The sequence below is a fragment of the Pseudomonas sp. NBRC 100443 genome, assembly GCF_030268185.1.
Lineage (GTDB): Bacteria > Pseudomonadota > Gammaproteobacteria > Pseudomonadales > Pseudomonadaceae > Pseudomonas > Pseudomonas citronellolis.
In genome coordinates, this window is sequence record NZ_BSQE01000027.1 from 14,509 (window position 1) to 34,358 (window position 19,850).

The 19,850-nt window shown below is 67.5% G+C and carries 15 protein-coding genes; 10 read left to right on the forward strand and 5 right to left on the reverse strand.

The annotated features are described in order from the left end of the window. Positions 1 to 249 precede the first annotated feature (249 nt). Both QSJ95_RS27440 and csiR read right to left on the reverse strand, forming a co-directional pair. Positions 250 to 1,293, reverse strand: coding sequence for a class I SAM-dependent methyltransferase (locus QSJ95_RS27440; protein WP_285646700.1), 1,044 nt, complete (start codon positions 1,291 to 1,293; stop codon positions 250 to 252). A 242-nt stretch (positions 1,294 to 1,535) separates the two neighbouring features. Beyond that, positions 1,536 to 2,237 carry a DNA-binding transcriptional regulator CsiR gene (csiR, locus tag QSJ95_RS27445; protein WP_193395128.1) on the reverse strand — a complete coding sequence of 234 codons (702 nt, stop codon included), beginning with the start codon at positions 2,235 to 2,237 and terminating at the stop codon, positions 1,536 to 1,538. A 193-nt stretch (positions 2,238 to 2,430) separates the two neighbouring features. Here csiR and glaH point away from each other — a divergent pair, with 193 nt between their 5' ends. The 6 genes from glaH (at position 2,431) to QSJ95_RS27475 (ending at position 10,212) form a co-directional block, all read left to right on the forward strand. Beyond that, positions 2,431 to 3,408, forward strand: a complete 978-nt coding sequence (gene glaH / locus QSJ95_RS27450; RefSeq protein WP_043312793.1) for a glutarate dioxygenase GlaH — start codon at positions 2,431 to 2,433, stop codon at positions 3,406 to 3,408. Between the two features lie 121 nt (positions 3,409 to 3,529). Next, positions 3,530 to 4,783: an L-2-hydroxyglutarate dehydrogenase gene (gene lhgD / locus QSJ95_RS27455; protein WP_285646704.1), complete on the forward strand. Its 1,254-nt coding sequence runs from the start codon at positions 3,530 to 3,532 to the stop codon at positions 4,781 to 4,783. A 31-nt stretch (positions 4,784 to 4,814) separates the two neighbouring features. Further along, the gene (gene gabD, locus QSJ95_RS27460) at positions 4,815 to 6,263 is read left to right on the forward strand and encodes an NADP-dependent succinate-semialdehyde dehydrogenase (RefSeq protein ID WP_058072837.1); all 1,449 of its coding nucleotides are present in this window, start codon (positions 4,815 to 4,817) and stop codon (positions 6,261 to 6,263) included. Between the two features lie 37 nt (positions 6,264 to 6,300). Then, a complete protein-coding gene (gene gabT, locus QSJ95_RS27465; protein ID WP_285646708.1) occupies positions 6,301 to 7,575 on the forward strand; it encodes a 4-aminobutyrate--2-oxoglutarate transaminase in 1,275 nt (424 codons plus the stop codon). 143 nt (positions 7,576 to 7,718) lie between these two features. Continuing rightward, on the forward strand, positions 7,719 to 9,119 hold the full coding sequence (gene gabP / locus QSJ95_RS27470; RefSeq protein ID WP_285646710.1) for a GABA permease: 1,401 nt from the start codon (positions 7,719 to 7,721) through the stop codon (positions 9,117 to 9,119). Positions 9,120 to 9,402: 283 nt separating this feature from the next. Beyond that, positions 9,403 to 10,212 (forward strand): MOSC domain-containing protein, encoded by an 810-nt coding sequence (locus QSJ95_RS27475; RefSeq protein ID WP_285646712.1) that lies wholly within the window; start codon positions 9,403 to 9,405, stop codon positions 10,210 to 10,212. A gap of 458 nt (positions 10,213 to 10,670) precedes the next feature. Here the strand turns inward: QSJ95_RS27475 and QSJ95_RS27480 are convergent, their stop codons facing one another. Next, entirely contained in the window at positions 10,671 to 12,599 is a 1,929-nt protein-coding gene (locus QSJ95_RS27480) for a transglycosylase SLT domain-containing protein (RefSeq protein ID WP_043267333.1), read from the reverse strand. 195 nt (positions 12,600 to 12,794) lie between these two features. On the opposite strand from QSJ95_RS27480, the gene QSJ95_RS27485 reads away from it, so the two are divergent. Continuing rightward, positions 12,795 to 14,696 carry an ATP-binding cassette domain-containing protein gene (locus QSJ95_RS27485; protein WP_285646715.1) on the forward strand — a complete coding sequence of 634 codons (1,902 nt, stop codon included), beginning with the start codon at positions 12,795 to 12,797 and terminating at the stop codon, positions 14,694 to 14,696. A gap of 66 nt (positions 14,697 to 14,762) precedes the next feature. Continuing rightward, a complete protein-coding gene (locus QSJ95_RS27490) occupies positions 14,763 to 15,446 on the forward strand; it encodes a DUF6901 family protein (protein ID WP_285646717.1) in 684 nt (227 codons plus the stop codon). 36 nt (positions 15,447 to 15,482) lie between these two features. On the opposite strand, the gene QSJ95_RS27495 is transcribed toward QSJ95_RS27490, so the two are convergent. Next, on the reverse strand, positions 15,483 to 15,923 hold the full coding sequence (locus QSJ95_RS27495) for a universal stress protein (RefSeq protein ID WP_043267328.1): 441 nt from the start codon (positions 15,921 to 15,923) through the stop codon (positions 15,483 to 15,485). A 65-nt stretch (positions 15,924 to 15,988) separates the two neighbouring features. Between QSJ95_RS27495 and QSJ95_RS27500 the strand changes: the two genes are divergently transcribed. Then, positions 15,989 to 16,426: a hypothetical protein gene (locus tag QSJ95_RS27500; RefSeq protein WP_064582510.1), complete on the forward strand. Its 438-nt coding sequence runs from the start codon at positions 15,989 to 15,991 to the stop codon at positions 16,424 to 16,426. 21 nt (positions 16,427 to 16,447) lie between these two features. On the opposite strand, the gene QSJ95_RS27505 is transcribed toward QSJ95_RS27500, so the two are convergent. Next, positions 16,448 to 17,254 (reverse strand): hypothetical protein, encoded by an 807-nt coding sequence (locus QSJ95_RS27505; protein WP_285646722.1) that lies wholly within the window; start codon positions 17,252 to 17,254, stop codon positions 16,448 to 16,450. 435 nt (positions 17,255 to 17,689) lie between these two features. Between QSJ95_RS27505 and fadB the strand changes: the two genes are divergently transcribed. Next, on the forward strand, positions 17,690 to 19,837 hold the full coding sequence (gene fadB, locus QSJ95_RS27510) for a fatty acid oxidation complex subunit alpha FadB (protein WP_058071960.1): 2,148 nt from the start codon (positions 17,690 to 17,692) through the stop codon (positions 19,835 to 19,837). Positions 19,838 to 19,850: the final 13 nt, after the last annotated feature.

Below are 19,850 nucleotides of genomic sequence, written 5' to 3' on the forward strand. Positions count from 1 at the left end.
CGGATAACCGCGAACGGTTATACGCCCTACGCAGCCCCACCCGCGCCATTCCCATGTAGGAGCGCGCCCTGCGCGCGAATCGCGGGCAGGGCCCGCTCCTACAGGAGGCACGGTGCCGGGAATGGCGTAGGAGCGGATCTTATCCGCGAATCGCGCCGGTGCGTCCGGCTATCGCGGACAAGGTCCGCTCCTACGACCGTGCTACCTGAAACTGTAGGAACTCCGTCCGCGATTATCCGCACCTACCGCTCAGGGCCGCGCCTCCAGGATCAGGTTGAACGGCGTCTCCGCCGCCCGGCGGAAGCGGGTGAACCCGGCTTCTTCGAACACCGCGCGCAGCCGCGCCTCGCCCGCCTGGGCGCCCAGGCCCAGGCCCACTTCCTGGGACAGCGAGTTGGGCGTGCAGATGAAGGTCGAGGCGGCGTAGAACAGCTTGCCGATGGGCGTCAGGTTGTCTTCCAGGCGGTCGCCGGCGTAGGGCTCCACCAGCAGCACCGTGCCGTCCGGCGCCAGGTGGCGCAAGGCGTGGCGGGCGGCGCCCACCGGGTCGCCCATGTCGTGCAGGCAGTCGAAGTAGCAGATCAGGTCGTACTCGCCCAGGTAGTCCTTGGCGCTGGCCTGGGAGAAGGCCACGCGGTCCTCGACGCCGGCCTCGCGGGCGCGCTGGCTGGCGGTTTCCACCGAGGGCGCGTGGTAGTCGAAGCCGGCGAAGCGCGAGGCTGGGAAGGCCTGGGCCATGATCACCGTGGAAGCGCCGTGGCCGCAGCCGATGTCGGCCACCCGCGCGCCGTTCTGCAGCTTGGCCACCACGTCGTCCAGCGCCGGCAGCCACTCGTCCACCAAGTGCGCGCGGTAGCCGGGGCGGAAGAAACGCTCGGTGCCGCGGAACAGGCAGGGGTGGTGGTCGCCCCAGGGCAGGGCGCCGTCGCCGCGCATGGCGGCCAGCAGCTTGTCCTTGTCCTGGTACAGCGCGGCCAGCACGCTGGCGCCGCCGGCCACGTACACCGGCGAATCCTCGATGGCCAGGGCCATGGCCTGTTCCTCGGGCAGGCGGAAGTTGCCGCCTTCGTGCTCCAGGTAGCCGGCGGCGGCCTGGGCGCTGAGCCATTCGCGCAGCAGCCGCGGGTTGCAGCCGGTGCGCTCGGCCAGGGCCTGCGGGCTCACCGGCTGGTTGTCGGCCATGGCCCGGTACAGGCCCAGTTCGTCGCCGAGGATGACGTTCGCCAGCATGGCCGCGCCGCCCATGTCGGCGACCAGGCGGCCCATGAAGTCGTTGAGTTTGGCTTCGTCCATGGCAACTCCTCCGCTATCGGGCGCCCGCGCGGCGGCGGGGGCTCCGGGTGGATGGCGGGAGGTGCCGGTTCTCCATACGCGCGGCGAACAGCGGGGCAGGGCAGGCGCCGGCCCGGGACGGGCGCGTGCCGGCAGCCGCGGTTCGCGCGTCATTGCCGGCCCGGGGCGGGCGGCCCCTCGGCGGGGCGTCGTTTCAGTCTAGCGCTGCGGCCGCGGCGGGTGGCGCCGGCCGACGCCCGGCGTCAGCGCGCGGCTTCGCCCAGGCCGCCGTTGCGCATGATCTGCGCGATGATCGGCACCGGCGTCATCAGGTGGTTGCGCATCATCTCGCTGGTGCGCGCGGCGTCGCGGGCGAGGATCGCCTCCACCAGCGCGGCGTGCTCCTGGCGCTTGAGCTCCAGGGCCTGCTCGGAGAACACCGTGTGCGTCAGCCACAGGTGGCGGTAGCGCTCGGCCTGGTCGAACAGGTAGGTACGCGCCTGCAGCAGGTGCTTGGAGCCGCAACCCTGGGCGATGGCGGTGTGGAAGGCCTTGTGCCGCTCGTCCCAGACGTCCAGGCGCTGCTCGCGGGTCTTCACCTCCACCACCTTGGCCAGGGTGTGCGAGTGCGCCAGCACCTGCGCCTCCCAGGCATCGTCGCCGCGCTGGATGGCCAGGCCGACGATCATCGCTTCCAGGTTGGCGCGGGCGTCGTAGATGTCCTGCATCTCTTCCAGCGACATGGGCGCCACGCGGTAGCCCTTCTGGCTGATGGCCACCACCAGGTGCTCCGCCACCAGTTGCGACAGGGCCTCGCGCAGCGGGCCCACGCCCAGGTCGTAGCGCTCCTTCAGGGTGCTCATCAGCAGCTTTTCGCCGGGTTTGAAGACGCCGCGGATGATGTCCTTCTTGAGCCACTCGTAACCGCTGACGGCCGAGTTCTGACGGGGGGCGATCGCTTCCAAATCCAGCTCCTGTGGGGATTTGCGCTGGATCATACCCAAATGTCGTATGGACGAAAAACAATAGACAGGATGTCTATTTGTCGTCGAAAAATAAAAATGTAGACATTTTTAGTTTGTGACGATACTTTTCTCCTGCCCGCCTGATCCAGGTCATTGCCGGACGGCGCCACCCCATCATTGCCAGGACACCGCCATGAACGCCTTCACCTCCATCCAGGACCTCGCCATGCCCCTGCCGCTGGAGACCCGCGGCTACTCGGTAGCGCCCTCGGCGCAGTCGCCGCGCCTGCTGGAACTGACCTTCGCCCGTGAAACCGTGCAGGCTTTCGTCGAGGCGGTGGCGCAATGGCCGGTGCAGGCCCTGGAGTACAAGTCGTTCCTGCGTTTCCGCGTTGCCCAGATCCTCGACGAGCTGTGCGAAGGCACCCTGCGCCCGGTGCTGCTGAACACCATCCTCGACCGCGCCACCGGCGGCATGCTGGTCAAGCCCGAGGGCCTGGACGACGTGGCCCAGGCCGAGGACATGGTCAAGTTCTCCACCGCCATCGCGCACCTGATCGGCCGTTCCAACTACGACGCCATGAGCGGCCAGTTCTACGCCCGCTTCGTGGTGGTCAACAGCGACAACTCCGACAGCTACCTGCGCCAGCCGCACCGCGTGATGGAGCTGCACAACGACGGCACCTTCGTCAATCAGATCACCGACTACGTGCTGATGATGAAGATCGAAGAGAAGAACATGGAGGGCGGCAACTCGCTGCTGCTGCACCTGGACGACTGGAACGAGCTGGACGAGTTCTACCGCCACCCGCTGGCCCGCCGCGAAATGCGCTGGACCGCGCCGCCGAGCAAGAAGGTCAGCGAGGACGTGTTCCACGCGGTGTTCGACTGCGACGCCGAAGGCCGCCCGACCATGCGCTACATCGACCAGTTCGTGCAGCCGAAGGACTTCGAGGAAGGCATCTGGCTGAATGCCCTGTCCGACTCCCTGGAAACCAGCCCGGCCAAGCTCTCGGTGCCGGTGCCCCAGGGCTGCTTCCTGCTGATCAACAACCTGTTCTGGCTGCACGGCCGCGACCGCTTCACCCCGCACGAGGGCCTGCGCCGCGAGCTGATGCGCCAGCGCGGCTACATCGCCTACCAGAAACCGCTGTACCAGCGCGGCCAGTAATTCCGACAGCGTCACCCTTGCCACAGGAGCGGGCTCGCCCGCGAAGGTCCGCGCACGGTCTTCGCCGGCGGCCCGCTCCTGTGGGTCTTTTTCAGCTGAGCCAGTGCGCGAGGTAATGGCTGTGTACGATTTCATCATCATCGGCGGCGGCATCGTCGGTATGTCCACCGCGATGCAACTCACCCAGGTCTACCCGGACGCGAAGATCCTCCTGCTGGAGAAGGAATCCGGCCCGGCCCGCCACCAGACCGGGCACAACAGCGGCGTGATCCATGCCGGCGTCTACTACACCCCCGGCAGCCTCAAGGCGAAGTTCTGCCTGGCCGGCAACAAGGCCACCAAGGCCTTCTGCGACAAGCACGGCATCCGCTACGACGAATGCGGCAAGCTGCTGGTGGCCACCAACGAGCTGGAGATGGAGCGCATGCGGGCGCTCTGGGAACGCACCGCGGCCAACGGCCTGGAGCGCCACTGGCTGAGCGCCGGCGAGCTGCGCGAACGCGAGCCGAACATCGTCGGCATGGGCGGCATCTTCGTGCCCTCCAGCGGCATCGTCAGCTACGCCGAAGTCACCGCCGCCATGGGCCGCGAGTTCCAGGCCGCCGGTGGCGAGATTCGCTACAACGCCGAGGTGACGGCGCTGGACGAGCGCGCCGAGGAAGTGGTGGTGCGCACCACCGACAACGAATTCCGCGGCCGCTACCTGGTCACCTGCTCGGGCCTGATGGCCGACCGCATCGTGCGCATGCTGGGCCTGGAGCCGCAGTTCATCATCTGCCCGTTCCGCGGCGAGTACTACCTGCTGCCCAAGCAGCACAACCAGATCGTCAACCACCTGATCTACCCGATCCCCGACCCGTCCATGCCGTTCCTCGGCGTGCACCTGACGCGGATGATCGACGGCACCGTCACCGTCGGCCCCAACGCGGTGCTGGCGATGAAGCGCGAGGGTTACCGCAAGACCGACGTCAGCTTCTCCGACCTGTTCGAGACACTGACCTCGCCGGGCATCCTCAAGGTGCTGGCGAAGAACCTGCGCCCGGGCCTGATCGAGATGAAGAACTCGCTGTTCAAGGGCGGCTACCTCAAGGAAGTGCAGAAGTACTGCCCGAGCATCGTCAAGAGCGACCTCACCGAGTACCCGGCCGGCGTGCGCGCCCAGGCGGTGTCGCGCGACGGCAAGCTGATCGACGACTTCCTCTTCGTCAACACCAGGCGCAGCGTCAACGTCTGCAACGCGCCGTCGCCGGCCGCCACTTCGGCCATCCCGATCGGCGCCTACATCGTCGAGAAGGTCCGCGAACAGGTCGCAGCCCAAGGCGGCGACTTCGCCAGGGCCGCCACCCCCGACAACAACCTGCGGGCTGCCGGCTGAGCCGCCCGCCGCCGATAACGAGGAAGAACGCGTGCAACTCAAAGACTCCAGCCTGTTCCGCCAGCAGGCCTACATCGACGGTGCCTGGGTGGATGCCGACAACGGCCAGACCCTCAAGGTCAACAACCCGGCCAGCAACGAAATCATCGGCAGCGTGCCGAAGATGGGCGCCGCCGAGACCCGCCGCGCCATCGAGGCCGCCGACCGCGCCCTGCCGGCCTGGCGCGCGCTGACCGCCAAGGACCGTGCCAACAAGCTGCGCCGCTGGTTCGAGCTGATGATCGAGAACCAGGACGACCTGGCTCGCCTGATGACCCTCGAACAGGGCAAGCCGTTGACCGAAGCCAAGGGCGAGATCGCCTACGCCGCCTCCTTCCTCGAGTGGTTCGGCGAAGAGGCCAAGCGCGTCTACGGCGACATGATCCCCGGCCACCAGCCGGACAAGCGCCTGATGGTGATCAAGCAGCCCATCGGCGTCACCGCGGCCATCACACCGTGGAACTTCCCCTCGGCGATGATCACCCGCAAGGCCGGCCCGGCTCTGGCCGCCGGCTGCACCATGGTGCTCAAGCCCGCTTCGCAGACGCCGTATTCCGCCCTGGCCCTGGCCGAGCTGGCCGAGCGCGCCGGCATCCCGAAAGGCGTGTTCAGCGTGGTCACCGGCAGCGCTGGCGAAGTCGGTGGCGAGCTGACCAGCAACCCCATCGTGCGCAAGCTGACCTTCACCGGTTCCACCGAAATCGGCCGCCAGCTGATGGCCGAGTGCGCCAAGGACATCAAGAAAGTCTCCCTGGAGCTGGGCGGCAACGCGCCCTTCATCGTCTTCGACGACGCCGACCTGGATGCCGCCGTCGAAGGCGCGCTGATCTCCAAGTACCGCAACAACGGCCAGACCTGCGTCTGCGCCAACCGCCTGTACATCCAGGACGGCGTGTACGACGCCTTCGTCGAGAAACTCAAGGCAGCGGTCGCCAAGCTGAACATCGGCAACGGCCTGGAGCAGGGCATCACCACCGGCCCGCTGATCGACGCCAAGGCCGTGGCCAAGGTCGAGGAACACATCGCCGACGCCGTGAGCAAGGGCGCCAAGGTCGTTGCCGGCGGCAAGCCGCACGCCCTGGGCGGCACCTTCTTCGAGCCGACCATTCTGGTCGACGTGCCGAACGACGCCGCCGTGGCCAAGGAAGAGACCTTCGGCCCGCTGGCGCCGCTGTTCCGCTTCAAGGACGAGGCCGAGGTGATCGCCATGTCCAACGACACCGAATTCGGCCTGGCCGCCTACTTCTACGCCCGCGACCTGGGCCGCGTGTTCCGCGTCGGCGAGGCGCTGGAGTACGGCATCGTCGGCATCAACACCGGGATCATTTCCAACGAAGTCGCGCCGTTCGGCGGCATCAAGGCCTCGGGCCTGGGCCGCGAAGGCTCCAAGTACGGCATTGAGGACTACCTGGAAATCAAATACCTGTGCATCGGCGTGTAACGCGCGTCCGCCCACCCATTCCTGACCTGGAGACAGCATGAACAGCAACCAGAGCCTGCAACAACGGCGCATGGCCGCCATCCCGCGCGGCGTCGGCCAGATCCACCAGATCTACGCCGAGCGCGCCGAGAACGCCACCATCTGGGACGTGGAAGGCCGCGAATACCTGGACTTCGCCGGCGGCATCGCCGTGCTCAACACCGGCCACCTGCACCCGAAGGTGATGGCCGCCGTGCAGGCGCAGATGGCCAAGCTGACCCACACCTGCTTCCACGTGTTCGGCTACGAGGGCTACGTGGCCCTGGCCGAGAAGATCAACGGCATGATTCCCGGCGACTTCGAGAAGAAGACCCTGCTGGTGACCACCGGCGCCGAAGCCGTGGAGAACGCCATCAAGATCGCCCGCGCCGCCACCGGCCGCAGCGGCGTGATCGCCTTCACCGGCGCCTACCACGGCCGCACCCACTACACCCTGGCCCTGACCGGCAAGGTCGTGCCGTACTCCGCCGGCCTGGGCCTGATGCCCGGCGGCGTGTTCCGCGCGCAGTATCCGAACGCGCTGCACGGCGTATCGGTGGACGACGCCATCGCCAGCATCGAGCGCATCTTCAAGAACGACGCGCAGCCGCGCGACATCGCCGCGATCATCCTCGAGCCGGTGCAGGGCGAGGGCGGCTTCAACCCGGCGCCGAAGGACTTCATGCAGCGCCTGCGCGCGCTGTGCGACGAGCACGGCATCGTCCTGATCGCCGACGAAGTGCAGACCGGCGCCGGCCGCACCGGCACCTTCTTCGCCATGGAGCAGATGGGCGTCGCCGCCGACCTGACCACCTTCGCCAAGTCCATCGCCGGCGGCTTCCCGCTGGCCGGCGTGGCCGGCAAGGCCGAGCTGATGGACGCGGTGGCCCCGGGCGGCCTGGGCGGTACCTACGCCGGCAACCCGATCTCCTGCGCCGCCGCCCTGGCGGTGATCGAGGCCTTCGAGGAAGAAAACCTGCTGCAGCGCGCCCAGGCCGTGGGCGAGATCCTCGGCGCCGGCCTGCGCCGGATCGGCGAGCGCCACGCCAGCGTCGGCGACGTGCGCATCCTCGGCGCCATGGTCGCGGTGGAACTGTTCGAAGCCGACGGCCGGACCCCGGCCGCCGAGCTGACCGCCAGGATCGTCGCCAAGGCCCGCGACAAGGGCCTGGTGCTGCTGTCCTGCGGCACCTACTACAACGTCCTGCGCATCCTCGTGCCGCTGACCGTCAGCGACGCCGACCTGCAGCGCGGCCTGGGCATCATCGGCGAGTGCTTCGACGAACTGGCCTGAGGTTCCTCCGCGTGCGCCGCGGTCCCTTTCCCTGAAGGGGCCGCGCCGAAGAGAACAAAGACGGACCCCGTACCCGCCCGTGCCCACGCACGGGTGGGCCGGGCCATTTCCGCCGCAGGGACGCAGCTTTACAAGGTGAGACCATGCAACAGCTCAACAAGAACAACCTGAGCCATGGGTTGAAATCGCGGCATGTGACCATGCTGTCCATCGCCGGCGTGATCGGCGCCGGCCTCTTCGTCGGCTCCGGCCGCGCCATCGCTGAGGCGGGCCCGGCGGCCATCCTCGCGTACATGCTGGCCGGCGCCCTGGTGGTGATCGTCATGCGCATGCTGGCCGAGATGGCCGTGGCGTCGCCCGACACCGGCTCCTTCTCCACCTACGCCGACCGCGCCATCGGCAAGTGGGCCGGCTACACCATCGGCTGGCTATACTGGTGGTTCTGGGTCCTGGTGATCCCCATCGAGGCGAACATCGCCGCCACCATCATCAACAGCTGGGTGCCGCAGCTGGACATCTGGGTGCTGTCCCTGGCCATCACCCTGCTGCTCACCGTGACCAACCTGTTCAGCGTGAAGAACTACGGCGAGTTCGAGTTCTGGCTGGCGCTGGTGAAAGTGATCGCCATCGTCGGCTTCATCCTCCTCGGCGCCTGCGCCATCCTCGGCCTGCTGCCGGATGCCGGCGTCAGCGGCGTGTCGCGCCTGTGGGACAACGGCGGCTTCATGCCCAACGGCTTCGGCGCGGTGCTCAGCGCCATGCTGATCACCATGTTCTCGTTCCTCGGCGCGGAAGTGGTGACCATCGCCGCCGCCGAATCGGACGCTGCCGAAAAGCAGATTTCCAAGGCCACCAATTCGGTGATCTGGCGGATCACCCTGTTCTACATCCTGTCGATCTTCATCGTCGTCGCCCTGGTGCCCTGGACCGATTCGCGACTGGCCGCCGACGGCTCCTACGTGACCGTGCTGGAAGTGCTCGGCGTGCCCCACGCCAAGGCGCTGATCGACGTGGTGGTGCTGACCTCGGTGACCAGCTGCCTGAACTCGTCGCTGTACACCGCCTCGCGCATGCTCTATTCGCTGAGCAGCCGCGGCGATGCCCCGGCCGCCGCGCGCATCACCAGCCGCGCCGGCACCCCGGTGGTGGCGGTGCTGCTGTCCACCGCAGCGGCCTTCGCCACGGTGATCGCCAACTACCTGGTGCCGGCCCAGGTGTTCGGCTTCCTCATGGCCAGCTCCGGCGCCATCGCGTTGCTGGTGTACCTGGTGATCGCCATCTCCCAGTTGCGCATGCGCAAGCGCATGAACGCCGAGGGCCAGGTGCCGCAGTACCGCATGTGGCTGTTCCCCTGGCTGACCTGGGGCGTGATCCTGTTCATCGTCGGCGTCCTGGTGCTGATGCTGCTGCGCCCGGACCACCGCGTGGAAGTGACCGCCACCGCGTTGCTGAGCGTGCTGATCGTCTGCTCCGGCCTGCTGGTCACCCGCCGCCGCGCGCGTGGCGAGCAGGGCGCCACACGCCTGAGCGTGGCCGAGCGCTGATGGGCTTTTCGTAGGAGCGAGCTTGCTCGCGAACGGCTCCGCTGCGGGGTTGGTTCGCGAGCAAGCTCGCTCCTACAGGTCGCCCATACGCCGTGCCCTTGTAGGAGCGCGCCCTGCGCGCGAATCGCAGGCAGGGCCTGCTCCTACAGGTTTCCGTGAGGTACGTAGTTCAACCGTAGGATCTCATCCGCGAATCGCGCCGACAGGTCCGCGATGCGCCGATTGCGAGGCGCCGCTCTGCCCCGTATAACGGCTTCTTTGCCGCATCAAGGAAGCCGTCAGCATGATCACCCTCAGCGCCCTCTACCGTTACCCGCTCAAGTCCGGGCAGTTCGAGCCCCTGGATCGCATCGGGCTGGACGCCCTCGGCCTGCAGGGCGACCGCCGCTGGATGGCGGTGGAGGCTTCCAGCGGGCGCTTCCTCACCCAGCGCCTGCTGCCGCAGTTGGGCCGCATCGAGGCGCGCTGGCAGGACGGCGGCAAGGCCCTGCGCCTGCGCGCGCCGGGCATGGAGGACCTGCTGGTGGCGGTGCCCGGCGTGGACGAGTCGCTGCGTGGCGTGACCATCTGGCGCGACAGCCTGCAGGTGCCGGATGCCGGCGAGGCCGCGGCGGACTGGCTGAGCCGCTTCCTCGGCCGCCCGTGCCGGCTGGTGGAGATCCCCGAGCAGCGCGCCCGGCAGGTGGACACCGCCTATGCCGAGCCGGGCGAGAAGGTGCATTTCGCCGATGGCTTCCCGCTGCTGCTGATGAGCCAGGCTTCGGTGGACGACCTGGCCGCGCGCGTCGGCCATCCCCTGGAGATGCTGCGCTTCCGCCCCAACCTGGTGCTGGAGGGCAGCGCGCCCTATGCCGAGGACGGCTGGAAGCGCATCCGCATCGGCGACGTCGAATTCCGCGTGGCCAAGCCCTGCGGCCGCTGCATCCTCACCACCATCGACCCGCACACCGGCGAGCGCGACCCCAACCGCGAACCCCTGGCGACGCTGCTCAAGTACCGCCAGGTGGACGGCGAGGCGCTGCTCGGGCAGAACCTGCTCCCCCTCGGCCGCGGCGAACTGCGCGTGGGCATGCCGGTGGAAATCCTGGAGTGATCCAGCTCCCGCGGATGGGCTTTCGCCCGCACCTGTAGGAGCGGGCCCTGCCCGCGATTTCGCGCGCAGGGCGCGCTCCTACAGAAGAGCAGCGAGGAGCGGATCTCATCCGCGAATTGCGCCGGAATGTCCAGCTATCGCGGACCAGGTCCGCTCCTACCCACGCCGGCAAACCACCCCGTAGGATGGTGTTGAGCGAAGCGATACCCATCAGCGCAACCGCATGGGTTTCGCAAGCTCAACCCATCCTACGAAGAGCATCTCGGCGCGGCCGGCAAGACAGTTACTCCTACATTCTTCGGTAGACACAACCCTAGGATGGGTGGAGCGAAGCGATACCCATCGCCACGATTCTGAAAGGCGCTCCGGCCCGCGCTCGCAGTGCGCGGATGCGAAGGTCAGGCGGCGGATAACCGCGAACGGTTATCCGCCCTACGCCAAGCGTGCGGGAGGGGTGGTCAGAGCTCGTCGAAGAAGCGCTCGTGCCAGTCCACCAGCGGCTGCGGCACGCCGATCTTCTGGCCGTAGATGACCGCGTAGGACAGCACGTTCTGCACGTACTGGCGGGTTTCGTCGAAGGGGATGCTCTCCACCCAGACGTCGAAGGACAGGTGGCGGGCGTCCTTCAGCCACTGGCGTACGCGGCCGGGGCCGGCGTTGTAGGCGGCGGTGGCGAGCACGCGGTTGCCGTTGAACTGGCCCTGCACCTGGCTGAGGTAGGCGGCGCCGAGGCGGATGTTGAGGTCCGGCACTATCAGCTGCTGCGGCCCGGCCAGGGGAATGCCGAACTTCTTCGAGGTTTCCTTGGCGGTGGCCGGCATCAGCTGCATCAGGCCGGTGGCGCCGACGCCGGAGCGCGCATCGGACATGAAGGCGCTTTCCTGGCGGGTGATGGCGAACACCCAGCTGGGGTGCAGGTCGCGGTTGCGCGCTTCGCGCAGCAGGCTGTCGCGGTGCGCCACCGGGAAGCGGATGTCGAGGTCGTCCCAGTACTGCGCCTGGCTGATGGCGCGGATGGCCGGGAAGTACCACTGCATGTCGTAGGCCATGCGGGCCTGGGCCAGCAGTTCGTCGCGGTTGAACACCCGCGCGGCGTAGTACCACTCGCGGCGGGCGCTGATCACGTCGCCGCGGGCGTAGAATTCCAGGGCGCGACGGGTGCTGGCGGCGTTGCGCACGCGCTGCATCACCTGCGGGCTGATGCTCACCGGGCGGTTGTTCAACTGGTAGGGCGCGTTGATCCGGTCGGCGGCGAGGAAGCCGTAGAAGTCGCGTTCGCGCGCCAGCGGCTGGTACAGCGCCATGGCCTGCGGGTTCTGCGGCTGGGCCAGTTGCAGGGTGCGCGCCTGCCAGTAGCGCCAGCGGTTGGTTTCGGCGAGGTCCTTGGGCAGCTGGCGCGTCAACTGGTAGGCGTCTTCCCAGCGGCCCAGGCGCATCAGCAGGCGCAGGCGCCATTCGCTGACGGTGTTGTCGCGCAGCTCGGGATCGTAGCGGGTCATCAGCGGCAGGGCGCGCGGGTCGTAGCGGCGCGCCAGGCCCAGGCCGATCTGCCGGGCGATGTTGACCTTTTCCTCGCCGGTGAACGGCAGGCTGCTCTCGTAGCCGTCGAGCAGGCCCAGGGCGCGTTCCGGGTCCTGCTTGGCCAGGCGCCGCAGGCCCAGGCCGACGACGTCGGCCATGGCGTGGGTGCGCAGGCTGAAGCGTTCGGTCTGGCTCAGCTGGGCGGGGTTCTGCGCCACCTTGACCATCAGCTCGCCGAGGCTGCCGAGGGTCGGCAGGCGCTTGGCGAGGGTGGTGGCCAGGCCGTAGTTGCCTTTCTCGGCCGCCAGCTTCAGGCGCCTCCAGACCATGTCCTCGGTGAGCTGGCCGTCGGCCTGCCAGAGGTCGAACAGGGTGTCGCAGGCGTCGGGTTGCGACTTGCCCACCAGCCACAGCTTCTGCGCGGTCTCGTAGCCGGCGGCTTTCTGCCCGTGGGTGAGCTGGTACTGGCCGTACAGGCAGTCCAACTCGGTGAAATTCATCTTCGGGTCGTAGTAGTCGAGGAAGGTCTTCCAGTCCTGGCGGTCGGCCAGCTGGCGCAGCCAGCGCAGCTTCAGCCAGTTGATCTGCGGCAGGTCGCCGTGTTCGGTGAGGAAGCCTTCGATCTCGGCGTCGCTGGCGCTTTTCAGACGGTTGGTCAGGTCGTCGTAGCCCAGGTAGGGTTCCAGCGGATAATCCGCCAGGGCCTGGCGGTAGCGCAGGTAGGGGCCGTTGTCGTTGCGCGCCAGGGCGGCCTTGGCCTCGTCGTACATCTGCCGCTGTTGCTGCAGCGGGGCAGCGTGCGCCGGCGCGGCGCTGGTCAGGGTGAGGATCAGGCAGGAGAACAATAGTGAAAGGCGACCGCGCATGACTCTTCCGCAAAGTGATTCGTGGCGCGGTCTGGCCGGCGCCGATAGGCACAAGCTTAGCCTGTTGCGACGCGATGGCGGAAGCGTTGCGGCGGTACCGTCGGGCACAAAAGATGACAGCCGCGGCGCTCCTGCAAGGCTCTGACTTTTTTCGAGTTTCCCTTACACTGCGGCCCCAGTTTCCGGAGATGCCCCATGACCCTGCTGAAGTTCACCGATGTATCCCTCGCCTTTGGCACCACGCCGCTCCTGGACAAGGTGTCCTGGCAGATCGAGAAGGGCGAGCGGGTCTGCATCATCGGTCGCAACGGCACCGGCAAGTCGAGCATGCTCAAGCTGGTCAAGGGCGAGCAGATGCCCGACGACGGCGCCATCTGGCGCGCCCCGGCGCTGAAGATCGGCGAGCTGCCGCAGGAGCTGCCGGTGGCCGACGAGCGCACGGTCTACGATGTGGTCGCCGAGGGCCTGGCCGAGGTCGGCGAGCTGCTCAGCCGCTACCACCACCTGAGCCAGCACATCCAGAGCGACGACGACCTGACCCAGCTGGCGCGCGTCCAGCAGGCCCTGGAGGCCCGCGACGGCTGGCGCCTGCAGCAACTGGTGGAAACCACCCTGACGCGCCTGCAACTTCCGGCCGACAAGACCCTCGCCGAGCTTTCCGGTGGCTGGCGCCGCCGTGTGCTGCTGGCCCAGGCGCTGGTGGCCGAGCCGGATCTGCTGCTGCTGGACGAGCCGACCAACCACCTGGACATCGGCGCCATCGCCTGGCTGGAAGAGGCGCTGTCCGGCTTCCCCGGCGCGGTGCTGTTCATCACCCACGACCGCGCCTTCCTGCAGGCCGTGGCCAACCGCATCCTCGAACTGGACCGCGGCCACCTGATCGACTGGAAGGGCGACTACGCCAGCTTCCTGGTGCACAAGGAACAGCAACTGGCGGCGGAAGAGGCGGCCAACGCGCTGTTCGACAAGCGCCTGGCCCAGGAGGAAGTGTGGATCCGCCAGGGCATCAAGGCCCGGCGCACCCGCAACGAGGGCCGCGTGCGCGCGCTCAAGGCCATGCGCAACGAGCGCGCCGAGCGTCGCGAGCGCACCGGCAAGGCCAGTTTCCAGATGGAGACGGCGGAGAAGTCCGGCAAGCAGGTGATAGTCGCCGAGAAGGTCGGTTTCGCCCACCCTGGCGGCGAGCCGCTGATCCGCGATTTCTCCCTGATGCTGCAGCGCGGCGACCGCATCGGCCTGCTGGGCGCCAACGGCACCGGCAAGACCACCCTGCTCAAGCTGCTGCTGGGCGACCTGCAGCCGACTTCCGGCAGCATCAAGGAAGGCACGCGCCTGGAAGTGGCCTATTTCGACCAGTTGCGTCACCAGCTGGAGCCGGAAAAGACCGTCATCGACAACATCGCCGAAGGCCGCGAATTCATCACCATCAACGGCCAGAATCGCCACGTGCTGAGCTACCTGGGCGACTTCCTGTTCTCCCCGCAGCGCGCCCGCACGCCGGTCAAGGCGCTGTCCGGCGGCGAACGGGCACGGCTGTTGCTGGCCAAGCTGTTCAGCAAGCCGGCCAACCTGCTGGTGCTGGACGAACCGACCAACGATCTGGACGTGGAAACCCTGGAGCTGCTGGAAGAGGTGCTGCTGGGCTTCGACGGCACCGTGCTGATGGTCAGCCACGACCGCGCCTTCCTCGACAACGTGGTGACCAGCACCCTGGTGTTCGAAGGCGAGGGCCGCGTGCGCGAGTTCGTCGGCGGCTACCAGGACTGGCTGCGCCAGGGCGGTTCGCCGCGCCTGCTGGGCGTGGGCGAGGAGAAGGCGGCGAAATCCGAGCCCGCCCCGCAGGCAGCTGCGGCACCGGCCGCGGCGCCGGAGGCGGCGAAGAAGAAGCTCAGCTACAAGCTGCAGCGCGAACTGGAGGCCATTCCCGGGCAGATCGACGCCCTGGAGGCCGAACTGGCCGGCGTGCAGGAAGAAATCTCGGCGCCCAGCTTCTACCAGCGCCCGGCGGAGGAGACCCGCGTGGTGCTGGAGCGCCTGGACAGCCTGCAGGCCGAGCTGGACCGGCTGATCGAGCGCTGGGCCGAACTGGAAGAATGACCCGCCCCGTCGGGAAGGTGCCCGGGGGCTGCCGCTGCGGCGGCGATCGGCGAGTTGGGGAAGGGCATGGCGATCGAGTACCGCATCAATCTGGATGACGAACAGGGCTTCAGCTACCGCATCGAGCTGGAACGCCGCTTCGATGGCGAACAGGCCGTCGGGGCGCCGGCGTGGACGCGCCTGGAGCACAACCAGTGCAGCAACTGCCCGCTGTCCCGCGAGCAGCACAGGCATTGCCCGGCGGCGGTGGACCTGCACCGGGTGATCGAGGATTTCCGCGGCCTGCCGGCGCTGAAGAAGGTGGACGTGCTGGTGCGCACCCCCGAGCGCGAGTACCACAAGCAGGTCGGCCTGGAGGAGGGCCTGCGGGCGCTGCTGGGGGTGATCATGGCCACCAGCGCCTGCCCGCTGCTGGGGCGGCTCAAGCCCATGGCCCAGCAGCACCTGCCGTTCGCCAGCAACCAGGAGTTCATCACCCGCGCGGTGTCGCTATACCTGATGCGCCAGTACTTCAACTACCGCGAGGGGCGCCACGCCGACTGGGAACTGAAGGGGCTGGTGCGCCTGTACCAGCAACTGCAGCTGGTCAACCAGGCGTTCTGGCAGCGCATCCACGACAGCTGCGTGGGCGACTCCAACCTCAAGGCCTTCCTCAGCTTCTTCTCCATGTCCTCGAGCGTGAGCTATTCGCTGGAGGCGCAGTTGCAGAAGGTTCGCCCGGCATTGATGAGCGGGGGAGAAGTGTTCTGAAGCCGGGCGCCCGCCGCGGCAGGCGCCCGGGCTGACTCACTCGGTCTTCTGCAGGCGCACCGCCAGCACGTCGCAGGGCGCGCCGTGCAGCACGTCGTTGGCGGTGGAGCCCAGCAGCAGGGCCAGGCCGTGGCGGCCGTGGCTGCCGACGATGATCAGGTCGCAGCCCTGTTCCTTGGCCAGGCGGTGGATTTCCTGGCGCGGCTGGCCGTAGACCAGGTGGCTCTGGGCGATGGACACCTGCGGGTAGCAGAGGGTGAACTGGTGCATGCGCTCCTTGGCCTGGTCGAACTGCTGTTGCTGCAGCATCGACAGGTCCATCGGCACGTCACCGCCGAAGGCCATGGCCATGGGCTCGACCACGTGCACGGTGGACAGCTGCGCCTGGGTGCTGGAGGCCAGCGCCACGGCGCGCTTCATCACCGGATCGCATTCGTCGGTGAGGTCCACGGCGACCAGGATGTGTTGGTAGGGCATGAGCGTCTCCTCCGGGGGACAGTTATGAATGCAAGTATGGCTCTTTGGGCCGAGGTATACCCGATATGACGGTCTGGTGGTCGATTCTGCTCCTGGCGCTGGTGCTCAGCCCGCTGGCCTGGCTGATGCCCTCGCGCGGCCAGCGCGGGCAGATGGACCTGCGCCTGCAGGCGCGGCGCCTGGGGCTGGCCATGCAGATGGCGCGCCAGGAGTGGCCGCACTGGCTGGAGCGGCAACCGCCGCAGAGCTGCGCGCAGTACCACCGCGGCCGCAGCCGTGGGCGCAACGACGAGTGGCGCTACTGGCAGAGCGCACCGGGCGTGTGGCTGGACCGCTGGCGCGAGCCCTGCGCCGACGAGGAACTGCTCGCCGACCTGGCGACGCTGCCGGGTGATGTGTACATGGTCGAGGCTTCGGCGCAGTTCATCGCCCTGTACTGGGGCGAGCGCGGCGACGCCAGCCACTTGCAGCGCATCGCCGAGTTCCTTTCCCGGCGCGCCTGAGCGCCGTGGCGCTGCCGTCATTCAGAGCTGCGCCGCGGCATAGCGGCCGGAGACCTGCTCCAGGTCGGCGATGATGCCGTCGGAGTACTTGTCGATGAGGAAGGGCACGTTGCTCTGCGCGGCGCCCTGCAGCGATTTCTCGATGAACCGCCACTTGGTGGAGATGGCCCGCAGCTCGCGGCCGATCTCCGGGCTGGTCTGCGGCGCCTGCTGCAGTTGCAGCAGGTTGATGGCGAAGCGGTTGGTCAGGTCGTCCAGGGCCTGCTGGTCCTCGTTGCGCACCGGGTTGGCCCCCACCGAGGCGTTGCGCGACACGTAGTTCCAGGTGATCGACTGCATCAGCAGGCTCTGCTCGCGGCTCTGCTGGGTGAGCGGCGGCACCTGCTGGCCGCTGTCCTTCTGGATGCCCTCGTAGAGCTGTTCGGCGGTATCCAGCAGCTGGCTGTTGCGGCTGGCCAGGTCGCCCAGGGGCTGGAAGTCGTTGTAGCCGTTCTGCTTCTGCGCCTGCAGCTGCTGCTCCAGGGCCTGGCGGTAGCCGTCCCACTGTTCCTGCAGCTTGCTCCTGAGCTGCGCCGAGGCGCTGCCGGGCATCTGCCCCAGGCGCTCCAGGGCGGCGCCGGCGTCGGCCGTGGAGCTGGCCACCAGGCCCGCGTAGCGCGGGTCCCCGGCCATGGCGTTGAGCAGGAACAGGTCGCTCAGGCTGCGCTGGGCGGCCAGGCGCATCTGGTGCAGCGCCAGCAGGTCGCCGGCGGGCTCGGCGTGGGCCAGAAAGGGCAGGGCGGACAGGACGAACAGGGACAACAGGCGGGCCAGCGGGCGGCATGGCATGGGCGCGTCTCCTTGGTGCCGTGGGGCTTCTTGTTGTTCTTCGCGATGCTCGGCGACAAGCGATTCGCCGGACTCTAACCCGCGTCCGGGCATTTTGCCAACGACGGGGCTGGCCCCGGGCCAGACAGCGGCACGGGGCGCCATGGTTTTGCTGAATGTCGCGGCAGAACCTCGCTGAATGCGGCGAACCAGAGGCCTTTCGGACAGCCGTCCGCGATTGACAAGCGCAGGCTTTTCGAAGAAGGTGTGCACACCCGAATCAAACGGGCGTATGAATCGAGCGTTTGCCATGTACGAACGGTCGAACCAAGGCCCCGACTATCGCATCGGCGGGTGTGCCGCAGGCTTTGGGACTATGCTCCGCGACTGCGGAACGGTCCCGATACACGGCGTCCGATGCGTGAGTTCAAGCTTCCCTAGCGTGGAGATCAGTTGATGATTTACCAAGGTAAAGCCATCACGGTTAAGGCTCTTGAGAGCGGCATCGTCGAGCTGAATTTCGACCTCAAGGGCGAGTCCGTCAACAAGTTCAACCGGCTCACCCTGAACGAACTGCGTGAAGCAGTCGATGCGATCAAGGCCGATGCGTCCGTCAAGGGCGTGATCGTGACCAGCGGCAAAGGCGTGTTCATCGTCGGCGCCGACATCACCGAATTCGTCGACAACTTCAAGCTGCCGGACGAAGAACTGCTGGCCGGCAACCTCGAAGCCAACAAGATCTTCAGCGCCTTCGAGGACCTTGAGGTCCCGACCGTCGCCGCGATCAACGGCATCGCCCTGGGCGGCGGCCTGGAAATGTGCCTGGCCGCGGACTTCCGCGTGATGAGCGCCACCGCCAAGATCGGTCTGCCGGAAGTCAAGCTGGGCATCTACCCGGGCTTCGGCGGCACCGTGCGCCTGCCGCGCCTGATCGGCGTGGACAACGCCGTGGAGTGGATCGCCTCGGGCAAGGAAAACCGTGCCGAGGACGCCCTGAAGGTCGGCGCCGTCGACGCCGTGGTCGCCCCCGAGCAACTGCAGGCCGCGGCCCTGGACCTGGTCAAGCGCGCCATCGCCGGCGAGCTGGACCACAAGGCCCGCCGCCAGCCCAAGCTGGAAAAGATCAAGCTCAACGCCATCGAGCAGATGATGGCCTTCGAGACCGCCAAGGGCTTCGTCGCTGGCCAGGCCGGCCCGAACTACCCGGCCCCGGTCGAAGCCATCAAGTCGATCCAGAAGGCTGCCAACTTCGGCCGTGACAAGGCGCTGGAAGTCGAGGCCCAGGGCTTCGTCAAGCTGGCCAAGACCTCGGTTGCGCAAAGCCTGATCGGCCTGTTCCTGAACGACCAGGAACTGAAGAAGAAAGCCAAGCAGTACGACGAAGTCGCCAAGGACGTGAAACTGGCCGCCGTGCTCGGCGCCGGCATCATGGGCGGCGGCATCGCCTACCAGTCGGCGGTCAAGGGCACCCCGATCCTGATGAAGGATATCCGCGAAGAGGGTATCCAGATGGGCCTGAACGAGGCCTCCAAGCTGCTCGGCAAGCGCGTCGAGAAGGGCCGCCTGACCCCGGCCAAGATGGCCGAGGCGCTGAACGCCATCCGCCCGACCATGTCCTACGGCGACTTCGGCAACGTCGACATCGTCGTCGAAGCCGTGGTCGAGAACCCCAAGGTCAAGCAGATCGTGCTGGCCGAGGTGGAAGGCGTGGTCAAGGAGGACGCGATCCTCGCTTCCAACACCTCGACCATCTCCATCAGCCTGCTGGCCCAGGCGCTGAAGCGCCCGGAAAACTTCGTCGGCATGCACTTCTTCAACCCGGTGCACATGATGCCCCTGGTCGAGGTCATCCGCGGCGAGAAGTCCGGTGAAGTGGCCGTCGCCACCACCGTGGCCTACGCCAAGAAGATGGGCAAGAACCCCATCGTGGTGAATGACTGCCCCGGCTTCCTGGTCAACCGCGTGCTGTTCCCGTACTTCGGCGGCTTCTCCAAGCTGCTGGGCTTCGGCGTCGACTTCGCGCGCATCGACAAGGTCATGGAGAAGTTCGGCTGGCCCATGGGCCCGGCCTACCTGTCCGACGTGGTCGGCATCGACACCGGCCACCATGGCCGCGACGTGATGGCCGAAGGCTTCCCGGACCGCATGGCCGTTGAAGGCAAGACCGCCGTCGACGTCATGTACGAGGCCAACCGCCTGGGCCAGAAGAACGGCAAGGGCTTCTACGCCTACGAGACCGACAAGCGCGGCAAGCCGAAGAAAGTCAGCGACCCGCAGGCCTACGAACTGCTCAAGGCCATCGTCAGCGAGCAGCGTGAGCTGACCGACGAGGACATCATCAACTACATGATGATCCCGCTGTGCCTGGAGACCGTGCGCTGCCTGGAAGACGGCATCGTCGAAACCGCCGCCGAGGCCGACATGGGCCTGATCTACGGCATCGGCTTCCCGCCCTTCCGTGGCGGTGCGCTGCGCTACATCGACTCCATCGGCGTGGCCGAATTCGTCGCCCTGGCCGACAAGTACGCCGACCTGGGCCCGCTGTACCACCCGACCGCGAAGCTGCGTGAAATGGCCAAGAACGGCCAGAAGTTCTTCGGTTGAGTGCGAACGAATA